Source organism: Jannaschia helgolandensis, from assembly GCF_900109285.1.
Taxonomy (GTDB): Bacteria; Pseudomonadota; Alphaproteobacteria; order Rhodobacterales; family Rhodobacteraceae; genus Jannaschia; species Jannaschia helgolandensis.
Window position 1 is genome coordinate 153,280 of the sequence record NZ_FNZQ01000003.1, and the last position, 14,604, is coordinate 167,883.

18 protein-coding genes are annotated in these 14,604 nt (G+C 62.9%); 7 read left to right on the plus strand and 11 right to left on the minus strand.

Features of this window, described 5'->3' with window-relative positions:
• Positions 1-121 precede the first annotated feature (121 nt).
• From BMY38_RS09715 to BMY38_RS09730, 4 genes are all read left to right on the plus strand, one after another.
• Positions 122-781, plus strand: coding sequence for a tetratricopeptide repeat protein (locus BMY38_RS09715; RefSeq protein ID WP_092762294.1), 660 nt, complete (start codon positions 122-124; stop codon positions 779-781).
• A gap of 40 nt (positions 782-821) precedes the next feature.
• Complete coding sequence (locus BMY38_RS09720) at positions 822-2,147, plus strand: outer membrane protein assembly factor BamB family protein (RefSeq protein ID WP_092762296.1); 1,326 nt, start codon at positions 822-824, stop codon at positions 2,145-2,147.
• A gap of 82 nt (positions 2,148-2,229) precedes the next feature.
• Positions 2,230-3,693: a ribosome biogenesis GTPase Der gene (der, locus tag BMY38_RS09725; protein WP_092762298.1), complete on the plus strand. Its 1,464-nt coding sequence runs from the start codon at positions 2,230-2,232 to the stop codon at positions 3,691-3,693.
• 122 nt (positions 3,694-3,815) lie between these two features.
• Positions 3,816-4,040, plus strand: a complete 225-nt coding sequence (locus BMY38_RS09730) for a hypothetical protein (RefSeq protein ID WP_092762300.1) — start codon at positions 3,816-3,818, stop codon at positions 4,038-4,040.
• A gap of 75 nt (positions 4,041-4,115) precedes the next feature.
• On the opposite strand, the gene grxD is transcribed toward BMY38_RS09730, so the two are convergent.
• The 7 genes from grxD to BMY38_RS09765 all read right to left on the minus strand — a co-directional run bounded on the left by grxD (position 4,116) and on the right by BMY38_RS09765 (position 8,430).
• Positions 4,116-4,478 carry a Grx4 family monothiol glutaredoxin gene (gene grxD / locus BMY38_RS09735; protein ID WP_092762302.1) on the minus strand — a complete coding sequence of 121 codons (363 nt, stop codon included), beginning with the start codon at positions 4,476-4,478 and terminating at the stop codon, positions 4,116-4,118.
• Positions 4,479-4,481: 3 nt separating this feature from the next.
• A complete protein-coding gene (locus BMY38_RS09740; RefSeq protein ID WP_092762304.1) occupies positions 4,482-4,742 on the minus strand; it encodes a hypothetical protein in 261 nt (86 codons plus the stop codon).
• Positions 4,739-4,981: a BolA/IbaG family iron-sulfur metabolism protein gene (locus tag BMY38_RS09745; protein WP_092762306.1), complete on the minus strand. Its 243-nt coding sequence runs from the start codon at positions 4,979-4,981 to the stop codon at positions 4,739-4,741. The genes BMY38_RS09740 and BMY38_RS09745 overlap by 4 nt, the downstream gene beginning before the upstream one ends.
• A 67-nt stretch (positions 4,982-5,048) precedes the next feature.
• Positions 5,049-7,208, minus strand: a complete 2,160-nt coding sequence (gene purL / locus BMY38_RS09750; protein ID WP_092762308.1) for a phosphoribosylformylglycinamidine synthase subunit PurL — start codon at positions 7,206-7,208, stop codon at positions 5,049-5,051.
• 70 nt (positions 7,209-7,278) lie between these two features.
• Complete coding sequence (locus tag BMY38_RS09755) at positions 7,279-7,902, minus strand: DUF1638 domain-containing protein (RefSeq protein ID WP_092762310.1); 624 nt, start codon at positions 7,900-7,902, stop codon at positions 7,279-7,281.
• Positions 7,899-8,213 (minus strand): YbjQ family protein, encoded by a 315-nt coding sequence (locus BMY38_RS09760; protein WP_092762312.1) that lies wholly within the window; start codon positions 8,211-8,213, stop codon positions 7,899-7,901. Before BMY38_RS09760 ends, BMY38_RS09755 begins: the two co-directional genes overlap by 4 nt.
• Positions 8,214-8,217: 4 nt before the next feature.
• On the minus strand, positions 8,218-8,430 hold the full coding sequence (locus tag BMY38_RS09765; RefSeq protein WP_092762314.1) for a hypothetical protein: 213 nt from the start codon (positions 8,428-8,430) through the stop codon (positions 8,218-8,220).
• A 120-nt stretch (positions 8,431-8,550) separates the two neighbouring features.
• Here BMY38_RS09765 and BMY38_RS09770 point away from each other — a divergent pair, with 120 nt between their 5' ends.
• Positions 8,551-9,042 (plus strand): gluconokinase, encoded by a 492-nt coding sequence (locus BMY38_RS09770; protein WP_245737563.1) that lies wholly within the window; start codon positions 8,551-8,553, stop codon positions 9,040-9,042.
• Positions 9,043-9,339: 297 nt separating this feature from the next.
• Here BMY38_RS09770 and BMY38_RS09775 read toward each other — a convergent pair whose 3' ends face one another.
• Entirely contained in the window at positions 9,340-10,038 is a 699-nt protein-coding gene (locus tag BMY38_RS09775) for a cobalamin B12-binding domain-containing protein (RefSeq protein ID WP_092762318.1), read from the minus strand.
• A gap of 162 nt (positions 10,039-10,200) precedes the next feature.
• Here BMY38_RS09775 and BMY38_RS09780 point away from each other — a divergent pair, with 162 nt between their 5' ends.
• Positions 10,201-11,244 carry a PA0069 family radical SAM protein gene (locus tag BMY38_RS09780; protein ID WP_092762320.1) on the plus strand — a complete coding sequence of 348 codons (1,044 nt, stop codon included), beginning with the start codon at positions 10,201-10,203 and terminating at the stop codon, positions 11,242-11,244.
• 56 nt (positions 11,245-11,300) lie between these two features.
• Here BMY38_RS09780 and BMY38_RS09785 read toward each other — a convergent pair whose 3' ends face one another.
• The 3 genes from BMY38_RS09785 to BMY38_RS09795 all read right to left on the minus strand — a co-directional run bounded on the left by BMY38_RS09785 (position 11,301) and on the right by BMY38_RS09795 (position 13,697).
• Entirely contained in the window at positions 11,301-12,200 is a 900-nt protein-coding gene (locus tag BMY38_RS09785; RefSeq protein ID WP_092762322.1) for an endonuclease/exonuclease/phosphatase family protein, read from the minus strand.
• Positions 12,200-13,210 carry a betaine--homocysteine S-methyltransferase gene (gene bmt, locus BMY38_RS09790; RefSeq protein WP_092762324.1) on the minus strand — a complete coding sequence of 337 codons (1,011 nt, stop codon included), beginning with the start codon at positions 13,208-13,210 and terminating at the stop codon, positions 12,200-12,202. Before bmt ends, BMY38_RS09785 begins: the two co-directional genes overlap by 1 nt.
• 166 nt (positions 13,211-13,376) lie before the next feature.
• Positions 13,377-13,697: a DUF1476 domain-containing protein gene (locus tag BMY38_RS09795; RefSeq protein WP_092762326.1), complete on the minus strand. Its 321-nt coding sequence runs from the start codon at positions 13,695-13,697 to the stop codon at positions 13,377-13,379.
• A 139-nt stretch (positions 13,698-13,836) separates the two neighbouring features.
• Here BMY38_RS09795 and purC point away from each other — a divergent pair, with 139 nt between their 5' ends.
• A complete protein-coding gene (purC, locus tag BMY38_RS09800) occupies positions 13,837-14,598 on the plus strand; it encodes a phosphoribosylaminoimidazolesuccinocarboxamide synthase (protein ID WP_092762683.1) in 762 nt (253 codons plus the stop codon).
• The last annotated feature ends 6 nt before the right edge of the window (positions 14,599-14,604 follow it).

Below are 14,604 nucleotides of genomic sequence, written 5' to 3' on the forward strand. Positions count from 1 at the left end.
AATGTGCCCAAATGCGCGCCACAGACGTGCCCCTGCACGCACAATGCCATGGCAGAGCCTTTGCGGGTTGGCGCGTCGTGTCCCCTGCGCTAGAACGCGCCGACACCTGCAGGAGGGCCGCATGTCCAATCCGGATAGCTTCATCAACGAGATCAGCGAAGAGGTGCGCCGCGACCGTCTGTATGCGTTACTGCGGCGCTGGGGATGGGTCGCCGCGCTGATCGTCATCGGCATCGTCGGCGGTGCAGCCTGGACGGAATGGTCTCGTGCCAACAGGGCGGAGAAAGCCCAGGCATTCGGCGATTCCGTGATGGCTGCGCTGACAGCCGAGGATGTTGCCGCCCGCCGCGCCGCGCTTGCCGGCATCGAACCTGCTGACGCCAATCAGGTCGCGATCCTGGGCCTGTTGCAAGCCAGTGCCGCGTTGGATGGCGATGATGCCGATGCACAGCCGGCCCGCGACCGTCTTCTGGCCGTGGCCGACACGCCGGATCTGGCGACCACCTATCGGCACCTGGCGTTGATCAAGGCGATGCTGGCCGGGGGCAGCGGCGATGCCGCGCGTGATGGCGCAATTCTGGAAGAACTGGCCGCGCCGGGCGCGCCGTTCCGGTCCATGGCCATCGAACTTCAGGCCCTTACGGCACTGGACGCGGGAGACGAGGAGACGGCACTGACGCTTCTGCGCGCGCTGACCGAAGACGCCGAGGCCACGCAAGCCTTGCGCCGACGCGCCCAGCAGTTGATTGTAGCGTTGGGCGCTTTGCCTGAACCGGCGTGAACACCGGACGGGCTGACGGGGACGACTGAAGGGCAGGACCATGAGAACAATCGCGGGCATTCTGATCAGCGTCGGGCTGACGATCTCGGGCTGTGCCGAGAAAGAAGTCATCCTTCCCGGTGAACGGCTTCCGGTGCGCAATGACAGCGGTATAGGCGTGATCGCCGCCGCATCCGAAACCGTGACCGATGCCGTCGCGGTTCCTGCGCTGTCACTTGCCGCGCCCCGTCGTCTGGACGATTGGCCGATGCGCGTCGGCAACGTGCTGAACGATCCGCCGCACGCAACGCTGTCCGCCGCGCCGCAACTGGTCTGGTCGGCAAATATCGGGGCAGGTGACAGCCGTCGTCAGCGTATCACGGCCGACCCGGTCTCGGACGGCAGTCGGATCTATACCCTCGATGCACGCTCCGGCGTGACCGCTACCGCCCTGAACGGTGGCACGATCTGGTCCCGCAACCTTGTCCCCGGCTCCGAGCGGGCCAGCGATGCGTCCGGCGGGGGCGTGGCCGTCGCGGCCGGCACGGTTTTCGTCTCGACGGGCTTCGGTGATCTTCATGCGCTGGACGCCGCAACGGGCCGCGAACGCTGGGTTCAGCGTCTTGACGCGCCGATCACCACACCCAAAGTTGCCGGGGGGCTGGTCTATGTGGTCAGTCGCGACAATCGTGCCTGGGCCATCAACGCCGATACCGGTCGCATCCAGTGGGACCTCTCCGCCGCGCCATCGACCAGTGTCATGGCCACCGCGCCGGCACCCGCGATCACCGATCGCGCTGTCCTGTTTCCCTTTGGATCAGGCGAAGTCGTTGCCGCCCTGCGTCAGTCCGGCGTGCGTGTCTGGGGCAGCCCTGTCTCGGGCCGTCGCCGGGGCGTGGCCTATAACGGCGTTGGCGATATCACCGGGGATCCGGTCGTGTCGGGCGGATCGACCTTTGTTGGCACATCGTCTGGTCGCATGGTCGCTCTGTCGACCTCCTCGGGGGACCGGATATGGACGGCGAACGAAGGTGCGGTTTCGCCGCTGACCGTCGCGGGTGGTTCAGTGTTCGCTGTGTCCGATCGGGCGCAACTTTTGCGATTGGACGCGGCGACGGGTCAGGTGTTGTGGCGGTCGGACCTGCCGTTCTATCGCAACCAGCGGCTCAAGCGCCGTCAGGGCATTTATGCGCATTATGGCCCGGTTCTGGCTGGCGGACGCCTCTGGGTGGCGTCATCCGACGGTGTGCTGCGTGGCTTCGACCCGACATCTGGTCAGTTGACGGCGACCGTCGACCTGCCGGGTGGCGCGGCCTCACGTCCGATCGCCTTTGGCGACGCGCTCTATGTTGTCAGCCGCAAGGGTTCCCTGCTCGCCTTCCGCTGAGCGGCAGGGCGGCGAAACCTCTCTGGTCGTTGGCCACGAGATGCGCTAGGCGGCGTCTCTGAGTTTTCGGAAGCTGTGCCCCATGTTCACCCTCGCCATCGTCGGACGGCCCAATGTGGGCAAATCCACCCTGTTCAACCGTCTTGTCGGCAAACGTCTGGCGCTGGTCGATGACCAGCCCGGCGTAACACGCGACCTGCGCGAAGGTTCTGCCCGTCTGGGCGACCTGAAGTTCACGGTGATTGACACCGCGGGCCTGGAGGAAGCGACTGACGACAGCCTTCAGGGCCGCATGCGCCGTCTGACCGAACGCGCTGTCGACATGGCCGATGCCGCGCTTTTCGTGATCGACGCCCGCGTCGGCGTGACGCCCACCGATCAGGTCTTTGCCGAAATCCTGCGCAAGAAGGGCCACCCGGTCTTTCTGGCCGCCAACAAATGCGAAGGCCGCGCCGCCGAATCCGGCCTGCTGGAGGCCTATTCGCTGGGTCTGGGCGAGCCGTTGGCCCTGTCTGCCGAACACGGTGAAGGCATGGCGGAGCTGGCCGGAATGCTGCGCCCTTTGATCGACGCCGCCGAAGCCGAAGCCGAGGAGATGGACGAGGAAGCCGATACCGACGTTTCCGTCGACGGTGACGATATCGGCGAGGAGGCCGACTGGGCCCCGACCGTCAAACGCCCCCTGAAAATCGCCGTCGTGGGCCGTCCGAACGCGGGTAAGTCGACGCTTATCAACCAGATCATCGGCCAGGAACGCCTGTTGACCGGACCCGAGGCCGGGATCACGCGCGATGCCATCTCGGTCAACTTCGAATGGGACGGTGTGCCGACTCGTCTGTTCGATACGGCCGGGATGCGCAAGCGCGCCAAGGTCGTCGAAAAGCTGGAGAAACTGTCGGTCAGCGACGGTCTGCGGGCCGTGAAGTTCGCCGAAGTCGTCGTCGTTCTGCTAGACGCCGACATTCCGTTCGAGACACAGGATCTGCGGATCGCCGACCTGGCCGAACGCGAGGGCCGCGCCGTTGTCGTGGCCGTCAACAAGTGGGACCTGGAGGAGAATCGGCAGGAAAAGCTGGCTGCCCTTAAAGAGCAGTTCGAACGCCTTCTGCCACAACTTCGCGGCGCGCCGCTTGTCACCGTGTCCGCCAAGACGGGCCGCGGCATGGACCGCTTGCAAGAGGCGATCCTCAAGGCACATGAAGTCTGGAATCGTCGTATCCCGACCGCGGCGCTGAACCGCTGGCTGGCGGGTATGCTGGAACAGCATCCGCCGCCCGCACCGCAGGGCAAACGCATTCGCCTGCGCTACATGACGCAGGTCAAGACGCGGCCGCCGGGCTTCGTCGTGATGTGCTCGCACCCCGACCTGATGCCCGAAAGCTATTCCCGCTATCTGGTAAACGGGCTGCGCGTCGATTTCGACATGCCGGGCACGCCAATCCGTCTGCACCTTCGTGGGCAGGGCGATGCGAACCCCTACAAGAACCGCAGGCGGGTCGAGCCGTCACGCCTGCGCAAACATACGCTGGGGCGCAAACCGGAGTGACCGCGGGATCGGGCGACGGATACCGTTGTTTCTAAAACTCCCAACTTCAGAACGGGTTACGCCACAGTTTTGGCCAATATGACCGTCTATGTCGGGGGGTAATTCAAAGGAAACCCGCTGCAATGATGCTCAATACCTTCCTGACAGACGATTCCGGTGCCGTGACCGTTGACTGGGTGGTCCTGACGGCTACGCTTGTCGCACTGGGTCTTGCAGTAATGGCAGTTCTGTTCAGCGCGTTCGAGACCCAATCCACCGAAATTCAGGTCTCTCTGGCCCGCGACGACATCATCTGCGAGGAATTCTGCGATCGTTTCGCGGCCCCGGCGGAAAATACCGACCAGTAACCTCAAGGCCTAAAAATGGCGCGCGACCCTGTTGGGACGCGCGCCTTCCGCATGTCTGCCACCCGTTAAGGCAGTTCAGGCGTTGGCTTCGCGAATCTTGTTCGCGGCGTCCTTGTCATAGGTGACGCCGTTGTGTTCCAGCATGGTGTCCAATTCGCCCGACAGGGTCATTTCGGTGATGATGTCGCATCCGCCGACGAATTCGCCCTTCACATAAAGCTGGGGGATGGTCGGCCAGTCCGAATATTCCTTGATGCCCTGGCGGATGTCGGCGTCCTCCAGCACGTTCACGTCGGAATAATCGATGCCCATGTAGTTCAGCACCCCGGCCACCTTGCTGGAAAACCCGCATTGCGGCATCGCCTTGGTGCCTTTCATGAACAGCACCACGTCTTTGGATTTCACCATTTCGTCTATCTTGGTCTTGGCGTCGGCCATCTGTCAGCTCCTTTGTCTGTCGCGCTTCGGAACGAAGCTGCGCGCGTATTCCTGTGGGTCTTGCGGAACACGGGTGGTCAGTTGATTGCCACCACCCAGGCCCGAAGAATAATCGCTTGTGATTTCGGTATACCCGTCGCCGGGTGGGATGCCACGGGGGCGTCCATCGTCCTCCTGCGTAGCCTCGGACCGCAGGACCCAGACGGCGCGGGCCACCAGCATCGTCAGAATGCCCGCCGAGATCCAGGCCGCAAAACTGGTCATGTCGGCGCGCGAGTGGTCAGGGCCAGCGCATGCAATTCACCCTGCGCCCCGTCCATCTTGCCCTTCAAGGCCGCATAGACCGCGCGCTGCTGCGCCACCCGCGACTTGCCTGCGAAGGACGCATCAACGATTTCGGCGGCATAATGGTTCCCGTCGCCTGCAAGGTCGGTGATGGTGATCTGCGCGTCGGGAAACGTTTCGCGGATCAGGTCTTCGATATCACGTGCCTGCATGGCCATTGGCGGTTCCTCGTGGTGTCATACCTGAAAATAGGCGTCGAAGTGGTTTCGGACAAGTCGCGTTGGTTCAGGCAAAGGCGGCTTCGAACGCACCGCGATACAATGACGACAAGCCTGCCAGAGGGGTCTCGGTGGGGCCGAACTTGACAAATTCACCCCCGAACTGACCCACCATGGCAAGCGGAACGTCGGCTTGACCAGCCGCGACCATCAGCGATTCGGCGGCGTCGAAGGTGCAGGCAATCAGGTAGCGGCCCTGATCCTCTCCGAACAGGGCTGCGGTGCCGGTAACGTCCAGCGTGACACCCAACCCGTATGTCTCGGCCAATGTGAAGGCGGCCAGCGCCAGTCCACCGTCGCTCAGGTCGGTGCAGGCCGTGATCAGGGCGCGGTTGGCCAGCATGAACTCGCCGTGCCGTCGCTCGACCTCCAGATCGACGACGGGGGCATCGCCGTCGCGCCGGTTCAGATGTTCCGCCAACAATGCCGAACAACCCAAATGCATGCCTTCGCCGCCCAACAGAAGGGCGATCATGCCTTCGTGCACCGGACCTGCGATGCGACTGCCCAATACGTCGATCAATCCGACCGCGCCAATGGTGGGCGTGGGGTCGATGCCGGTGCCATCGGTTTCATTATAGAGCGAGACATTGCCAGACACGATCGGCATGTCCAGCGCGCGGCAGGCCTGGCCGATACCGTCCAGCGCGCCGACGAACTGACCCATGATCTCAGGTTTCTCGGGGTTGCCGAAGTTCAGGTTGTCAGTCGTCGCCAACGGTTTCGCGCCCTTGCAGATCAGGTTGCGATAGGCTTCGGCAACGGCCTGTTTGCCACCCTCGACCGGGTTTGCCTTGACGTAACGTGGCGTCACGTCCGATGTGAAGGCCAATCCCTTGTCGGTGCCATGCACCCTGATCACACCACCATCGAGGCCGGGCAGAACTGCCGTGTCGCCCATAACCTGCGTGTCGTACTGCCGGATTATCCAATCGCGGGCACAGTAATTCACGCTGCCGATCAGGGCGCGCAGACCGTCGACAGGGTCGATCTCCGCAACATGGGCCAACGGTGCGGGGGTGGGCGTCGGCATCCAGGGGCGGTCATATTCCGGCGCGCTGGACGCCAGCGTCGAGAGCGGCAGATCGGCCTTGGTCTCACCGGCCAACATGATCAGAAATCGATCTTCAGCAATGGTTTCGCCGACGATAGCGAAATCCAGATCCCACTTGTCGAATACCGCGCGGGCAGCGTCCTCCCGCTCCGGGTCCAAGACCATCAGCATGCGTTCCTGGCTCTCGGACAGCATCATCTCATAGGCGGTCATGTTCTCTTCGCGCACTGGCACGCGGTCCAGATCCAGCCGGATGCCAAGGCCACCCTTGTCACCCATCTCGACCGCCGAACAGGTCAGGCCAGCCGCGCCCATGTCCTGTATCGACACGACCGCACCTGTCGCCATCAGCTCCAGCGTGGCCTCCATCAGCCGCTTTTCCGTGAATGGGTCACCGACCTGCACCGTCGGGCGCTTGTCCTCGATGGTATCGTCGAACTCGGCACTGGCCATCGTCGCCCCGCCGACGCCGTCGCGCCCGGTCTTGGCACCCAGATAGACCACCGGACGCCCCACGCCGCTGGCCGCCGAATAGAAGATCTTGTCCGCGTCCGCGATGCCCGCCGCGAAGGCGTTCACAAGGCAATTGCCGTTATAGCTGGCGTCGAAGCGAACCTCGCCACCCACGGTCGGCACCCCGAAGCAATTGCCATATCCACCGATGCCTTCGACCACGCCATGTACCAACTGCCGCGTCTTCGGGTGCGACACTTCGCCGAAGGACAATGCGTTCATCGCCGCGACGGGCCGCGCGCCCATGGTGAACACGTCGCGCAGAATGCCCCCCACGCCGGTCGCCGCCCCCTGATAGGGTTCGATGTAGGACGGGTGATTGTGGCTCTCCATCTTGAAGACGACGACTTGCCCGTCGCCGATGTCGACCACGCCCGCGTTCTCGCCCGGTCCGCAGACGACTTGCGGCCCTTCGACCGGCAACCCGCGCAGCCACTTCTTCGATGATTTGTAGGAACAATGCTCGTTCCACATCGCAGAAAAGATACCCAGCTCGGTGAACGACGGTTCCCGACCCATGATTTCCAGAATGCGGTCGTACTCTGCGTCGCTCAGCCCGTGGGCGGCGATCAGGTCTGGTGTCAGGTCGGGGTCTTGCATGCACGGTCTCCGGGGCGCGGCGGCTTGGTCCGTGTCATAGGGCAGGGTGGCCGGGGGGTGAAGCCCTGCCTTAGGCCTGCTTGATCGCTGGAATAAGGTCGCCATACCCTGTCGCCCGCCGTTCGAAGGCCAACCCCAGTTTGTCGGCCGCCTTCTGCGCCCTGGCGGTCAGATCGGGGTCATCGGTCTGAGCCAGATAGACGACCTTGGTGTAATGCCCGAAATACATGTCCCGCAGCTGCGGATGCCGGTCCAGGCCCAAAGGCCGCGTCACGAAGGCATCGAACTGCCGCGCCAGAAAATCGGTCAGATAGAAGGCATCAATCTCGTCGCGGTCGGCAAAAGTGCCCAACCCTTCGAAAAAGGCGTAGCAATGCGGCCCCTCGATCATGCCGACGCCCAGCCTGTCACACAGCCGCGCCAGATCGCCGCCGGTGCCGCAGTCGGCATAGGCCACGAAGACCCGCATGTACCCCCCGGCGCGCGCCGCTATGGCGGCTTCCACGGCGGGCGCGATCTTTTCGGGGTGGTTGTGCAGGATGGCCGGCAGGCAATGCAGGTCGATATGATCCAGCCGGTTGGCCGCCTTCACCGCAAGGATTTCATGCGCCAGGGCTCCGCAGGCGACGATCAGGACACGGCCCTCACCGGTCGCTTCAGGCCCGCTGGCGGTAAGCGTAGCATCCGGCGTCACGTCAATTTCACCGCTGTGCCATAGGCTATGACTTCCGACGCACCATCCGTGATAGTCGATGTCTCCAGCCGCATGGCGACAATGGCATCGGCACCCATCTTGCGCGCGTCCGCTACCATCCGGTCAATGGCCTGTTCACGCGTGCCGGCCAGGAGGGCCGCGTATTCCTTGACCTCTCCGCCTACCAGGTTGCGCAGGCTGGCAACGATATCCGCCCCGATATGTTTGGCGCGCACGGACGATCCTTTGACCAGCCCGAAACAGCTGGTAATCTCGCGCCCCGGCACGGCATCCGTCGTCGTCAGGATCATCGTCCTACTCCATCTTGTCGTAGTGATCGTCGTCGTCGCTGCCCAACCGGTCCGCGACCACGCGCCAAACCACATATGCCACCAGAAGTCCGGGAATCAGGGCGAAAATTCCGATCGGCATCATGGTCGATGCCGCGACGACGGCCGCCAGCCAGACCGTCGCGGCGGCGGCGGCAATCACGATCACGAGGATCAGGACAAGACGGTCCAGCGGCATGGCGGTCTCCGACGAAAAACGTATTCCTAGTATGGGGACGATGGCGCGCCCTGCCAATGGCCCGTTGACGTCGTTGTCCGTCGAAGTCAGCTTCGCAAGGCCATGCGGAGGAGAATTGACTTGAGAATTGTCGTGATGGGTGTGACCTCGACGGGCAAGAGCCTGATGGGACGGATGCTGGCCGATGCCCTTGGCGGCACTTTCATCGACGGCGATGACCTGCATCCGAAATCCAACGTCGCCAAGATGGCGCGGGGCGAGCCGCTGAACGACATGGACCGCGCGCCCTGGCTTGATCTTGTGGGGCAGCGATTGGCGCAGGGGCAGGGCACTGTGGTAGTGGCCAGTTCGGCGCTCAAGAGGATTTACCGGGACCGTATCCGCAAACACGCCGGATCGGTGATCTTCGTGCACCTGACCGGCCCGCGCGAGGTAATTGCCGAACGGATGAAGGCCCGCGAGGGGCATTTCATGCCGGTCTCCTTGCTGGACAGCCAACTGGCCACATTGGAGGGATTTGTGCCGGGTGAAATCGCGGTCGAGGTCGATATCACGCGCCCGCCCGCCCGTATCCTGGGCGATATTCTGAACCGGCTGCGCGCGCTTGGGTGATGGCCCGGACCGTGACGGACTGATCAGGCCAACGAGAACGACGCAAGCAACCCGCTCGCCTGCGTCGCGGCTTGTGGGGCATGCTGTTGACCAAGCGGTGGCCGCGCTGTTTGGCGCAAAGATCATGAAGATTGCAGGCGAAAGGACATTTCAGAGCCTCGCGCACACGAATTCCCCGTCATGGGTCAATGAGATCAAGCTGACCTCGGGGTGCGCGCGCTTCTTTGCTCGTAAAATATTCCGGGGGGCCCGAAGGGCGGGGGCAGCGCCCCCTCCGATCCCGGCCGAATCGCGCCTTCAGGCCGACATCTGGTTATGCTTGCGCGCCATCCATGTCTTCGCCGTTTCGACCGCGACGGCGGCATCGCGGCAATAGGCATCTGCACCGATGGCCTTGCCGAATTCCTCGTTCAGGGGGGCGCCGCCGACCAATACGATGTAATCGTCGCGGATACCCTGCGCGACCATCGTGTCGATCACCACCTTCATATACGGCATCGTCGTCGTCAGCAGGGCCGACATGCCGATGATATCCGCGTCTTCGGCCTTGGCCGTGTCCAGATAATTGTCGACCGCATTGTTGATGCCGATGTCCACGACCTCGAAGCCCGCGCCCTCCATCATCATGCCGACAAGGTTCTTGCCGATGTCATGAATGTCGCCCTTGACCGTGCCGATCACCATCTTGCCGACGCGGGGCGCGCCGGTTTCGGCCAGAAGTGGTTTCAGGATCGCCATACCGCCCTTCATCGCGCCCGCCGCCAACAGGACTTCGGGAACGAACAGGATACCATCGCGGAAATCGTTGCCGACAATGGTCATTCCACCGACCAGCGCCTTGGTCAGAACATCGTAAGGTTCCCAACCCCGTTCGAGCAGGATGTTCACGCCTTCCTCGATCTCTTCCTTCAGGCCATCGTAAAGATCGTCGAACATCTGCGCGACGAGTTCTTCGTCATCGAGATCGGCAAGGATGATTTCGTCATCGTCGGACATGGGGGCCTCCGGGGCACGGTAATGATCGAGAATTGCGGGTTCGCAGCGCAGGGGTCAGCGCGGAAAGCGACATCGGGCGCGCATAGGGCGACGCCTCTTGTCGGATCGGGATATATGTTCTACATATGTTCTCATTCGCCAGACTTGGGAACGAGGGTTATCATGGGCCATGAACGGCACGATTATCCGGGGCTTGTGGCCAGGGGGGCCCTGTCCAACGACACGGGCCGGTACGAGGCGTTTCAGCGCGATGCGCCCTTGCCGGATACCCTGCGGACCGAGGTGCGGGATGAAGTGGTGGGTCGGGTCATTTCGACCAATACATCGCCCGATATCGGGTTCGACCGGTCGATCAACCCCTATCGTGGCTGTGAACACGGCTGCATCTATTGTTATGCCCGCCCGACCCATGCGTGGCTTGGCCTGTCGCCCGGTCTTGATTTCGAGACCAGGCTGATCGCCCGTCCGAACGCCGCCGCCGCCCTGACGCGGGAATTGGCAGCCAGATCCTATGTTCCGAAGCTGATCGCCATCGGCACGAACACTGACCCTTACCAGCCCATCGAACGCGACCGGAAGATCATGCGGCAATTGCTTTGCGTCCTGCGCGATCACGCCCATCCGGTCGGCATCACCACCAAGGGCGTGATGGTCGAACGCGACGCGGATATCCTGACCGAGATGGGGCCGGAGCTTTGCCGCGTCGGCCTGTCGGTTACGACGCTGGACGACGCGCTGGCCCGTCGACTGGAGCCGCGGGTGCCGGTCCCGTCGCGCCGACTGAAGGCGATCGAACGGCTGGCGAATGCCGGTGTCCAGGTCCGCGTCATGGTCAGCCCGGTGATTCCCGGTCTGACCGATCACGAGGTCGAGGCGATCCTGCGCGCCGCCGCCGACGCGGGTGCAGTCGCTGCCAGCATGATTCCCTTGCGCCTGCCGCTGGAAGTCGCTCCCCTGTTCGAGGAATGGCTTCGTGCCCATGTCCCCGACCGCGCCCGCAAGGTGTTGAATCGGGTGCGGGAGTTTCACGGGGGCAAGCTCTATGATGCTGGCTTCGGTCACCGGATGCGCGGCAAGGGTGTGCATGCCGACCTGCTGCAAAAACGATTCGAACGGGCCTGCCGCGAGACAGGACTTGTTTCGCGTCTGCCGCCGCTCCGGACCGATCTGTTCAGCGTACCAGGATCGCAGATGTCGTTGTTCTAGGGGGCTGTGCCGCCGACGCGTGCCCGCAGGATGGAGAAGCCTGTGTCTCAAGTCGATCATCCGCCGACACTCCGTCCAACGTTGATCTCCGCCAAGACAGCCTCGTGGTCCGATCCATTTTGTCCTGTGACGGTCGCGCGGGCGTTCCAGCCCGGCGGTACCAGAACGTGGTCGATCGGCAGGCGAACGAGGCCATTCTTCTTGATAAATGTCGCGCGAATGCCGTCGATCGGTCGTGTGTTACTGGCCCTTGCAATGCGGGTGGTAGCAGCCGACCAGGGCATCTGGTTGAAATCGCCGCCTATAATCACGGGACCTGGCAGGGCTGCGAGATCCGATGTCAGTCGCGCGACCTGCCTGGCCTGCGCATTGCCACCGGCTGGCCACGGCCAAACCAGATGAAGGGACACGATGGTGACGTCGCCACCCGGTGCTGCGACCCGTATCCAGGCCTCGCCGTTCGTAAGACATCCGGAGGCAAGGGCCGGAAACCGAGATACCACTGCCGTCTGCGTCAATGTCTTATCGGCGCAGGTGATAACGGTCCACCCGGACGGAAATGCGGAAAGCGCGACCTTGGCCCCACGCGTCTCCTGAAGGGTGGCGATATCGAAATCACCCAGCCGCGCGGTCAGATCCGTCGCCGGGTTCTTGTAATACAGATTGTGCTGCAACAATCGCAGCGTTGCATCCGTCGGGGCGGCATTGGCGACCGGCCAGGTCAGATCCACCACCGGCCATATGCCAATCATGGCCACGGGCAGAACCGCCCATCGCATCCCTTGCGCCAGACCCCGGCCAAGCATGGCCAGACCAAGGATGACGACAGCCGCATAGGGCGACACGATCCGCAGCGAATCGAACGCGGGTAACCACCATGCAGCCATCGCGGCCAGCACGCAAATCACGCTCGCCGCGATCACGGCGACCGACAGACCGCGCAGGGACCGACGCATCAGACGCGTGCGCGCCGTCTGCTGGTCCGATCCCGCGTCGGGCCTTTGCCGTCGGTCCCGTCGCTGTCGGACGAAAACCCGCCCAGCCGCTCGGCCACTTCGGCCAAAGGCGCTGCCGGACCTCTGGGCGTGGATTCCAATGCCGCGCGCATCGCCCGCAGGTGGTCGGGCGTCGTGCCGCAGCAGCCCCCGATGATCGTGGCCCCGGCATTGCGCGCAAGAACGGCGTAATCTGCCATCAATTCGGGTGTGCCGTTGTAATGGATGTGGCCATCGTGATATTTGGGAATGCCCGCGTTGCCCTTGGCGATCAGCGGCCCCGATCCCTTGCCGAAACCCATGAGAGTGCGGATCAGGTCCGACGACCCCACGCCGCAGTTCGCCCCGTAAGCAACCGGCTGATGCGCCAATTTGCCGATGATCCGGGTCATCTCGCCCGACGTCGTGCCCATCATGGTGCGGCCCGCTGTGTCAAAGCTCATGGTGACGCACCACGGCATGTCGGCCAATGCTGCGGCTTCGGCTACGGCACGCAGCTCTTCGGGGGCGGAAATTGTCTCGGCCCACAGCACATCTGCTCCGCCTGCCTTCAATCCCTCGGCCTGATCGTGGAAGATTTCGACCGCGATCTCGTGCGTCAGCGGTCCCATCGGTGCCATGATCTCGCCAGTGGGACCCATGGAACCGGCGACGACAACCGTACGCCCGGCCTTGTCTGCAATTTCCCGTCCGATTTCCGCCCCCATCCGCGACAGCTCTCCGGCGCGTTTTTCGGCACCGTGAAGTTTCAGCCGCGAAGCATTGCCGCCGAAGGTATTGGTCAGGAAGATGTCCGAACCCGCGTCGACCGCACCGGAATAGAGCGCGCGAATCTTGTCGGATTCGGTCTCATTCCACATTTCGGGCGCATCGCCGGACGTCAGTCCCATATTGAACAACGTCGTGCCCGTAGCCCCGTCTGTCAGCAGCCAGTCGCGGGTCTTGAGCAGGTCGGTCAGGGCATTGGACATGGACAGTCTCCGGGACGGAAAGGAAGGGGGGCCTTCTCGCGCGGGCGCGGCGCGCAGGCAAATTCATATTATGCATGAAAAACATGAGGTGCGCGCAAATACGCCTGCACCGCAGTTCCCCGGCAGGGCGGGACGATCAGGCCCGCAAGCCTGACCGCAGCAGATCTCACTTCAATTCGGTCATCACCTGTTCCTTGGCGGTGACCATCAACGCATCCATCTTGGCGCGGATCTCGGCTGTGGGGACCTTTTCGCCCAGATCACCCGCGACCTTGCGCAGCACGTCGTCATCTCCCGCCTCCTCGAAATCGGCCTTGACGACTTCCTTGGCGTAGGCGGCTTTTTCGTCGCCTTCCTTGCCCAGAAGCTCTGCGGCCCATTCGCCCAGCAGACGATTGCGTCGCGCATCGACCTTGAACTGGACTTCGGCGTCATGCGCATACTTGCTCTCGAAACTCTTTTCGCGGTCTTTGAAGTTGTCGGCCATGGGTGGACTCCCGGATAAATCAATTATCCCTTCGATATGCGCAGCCTGACCTGCCGCTGCAAGCCGCTTCGCTTGGCAAAGCGGATGGATCGGCTTATGGACTGCCGGAACCGCGACCAAACTCACCCCCGAGGATATGATGGCCAGACGCAAGAAGGTCTACGAAGGTAAGGCCAAGATCCTGTATGAAGGCCCCGAGCCGGGTACGCTGGTCCAGTATTTCAAGGACGACGCGACAGCCTTCAACGCTGAAAAGAAGGACGTGATCGACGGCAAGGGCGTTTTGAACAACCGCCTTTCCGAATTCTTCATGGTCGGCCTCGGTCAGATCGGTGTGCCGACGCACTTCATCAAGCGTCTGAACATGCGTGAACAATTGATCCGCGCGGTCGAGATCATTCCGCTGGAAATCATCGTGCGCAACGTCGCCGCGGGCAGCCTTTCGACCCGTCTGGGCATTGAGGAAGGGACGCCTCTGCCGCGCCCGATCATCGAGTTCTGCTACAAGGACGACAAGCTGGGCGACCCGCTCGTGGCCGAGGAACACATCATTGCCTTCGGTTGGGCCACGCAGCAGGATCTGGACGATATCGTTGCACTTGCCCTTCGGGTAAATGACTTCCTGTCGGGCTGCATGCTGGCTGTCGGGATCAAGCTGGTTGATTTCAAGATCGAGGTCGGACGCATTTGGGACAATGATTTCCAGCGTCTTATCCTGGCCGATGAAATCAGCCCCGACAGCTGTCGCCTGTGGGACATTGAAACCGGCAAAAAGCTGGATAAGGACGTGTTTCGCCGCGACCTGGGCTCGCTGACCGATGCCTATACCGAAGTCGCGCGTCGTCTGGGTGTATTGCCCACCAACTCCGCCCCGGCGACCAAGCCGCATCTGATCAACTGAGGCTCC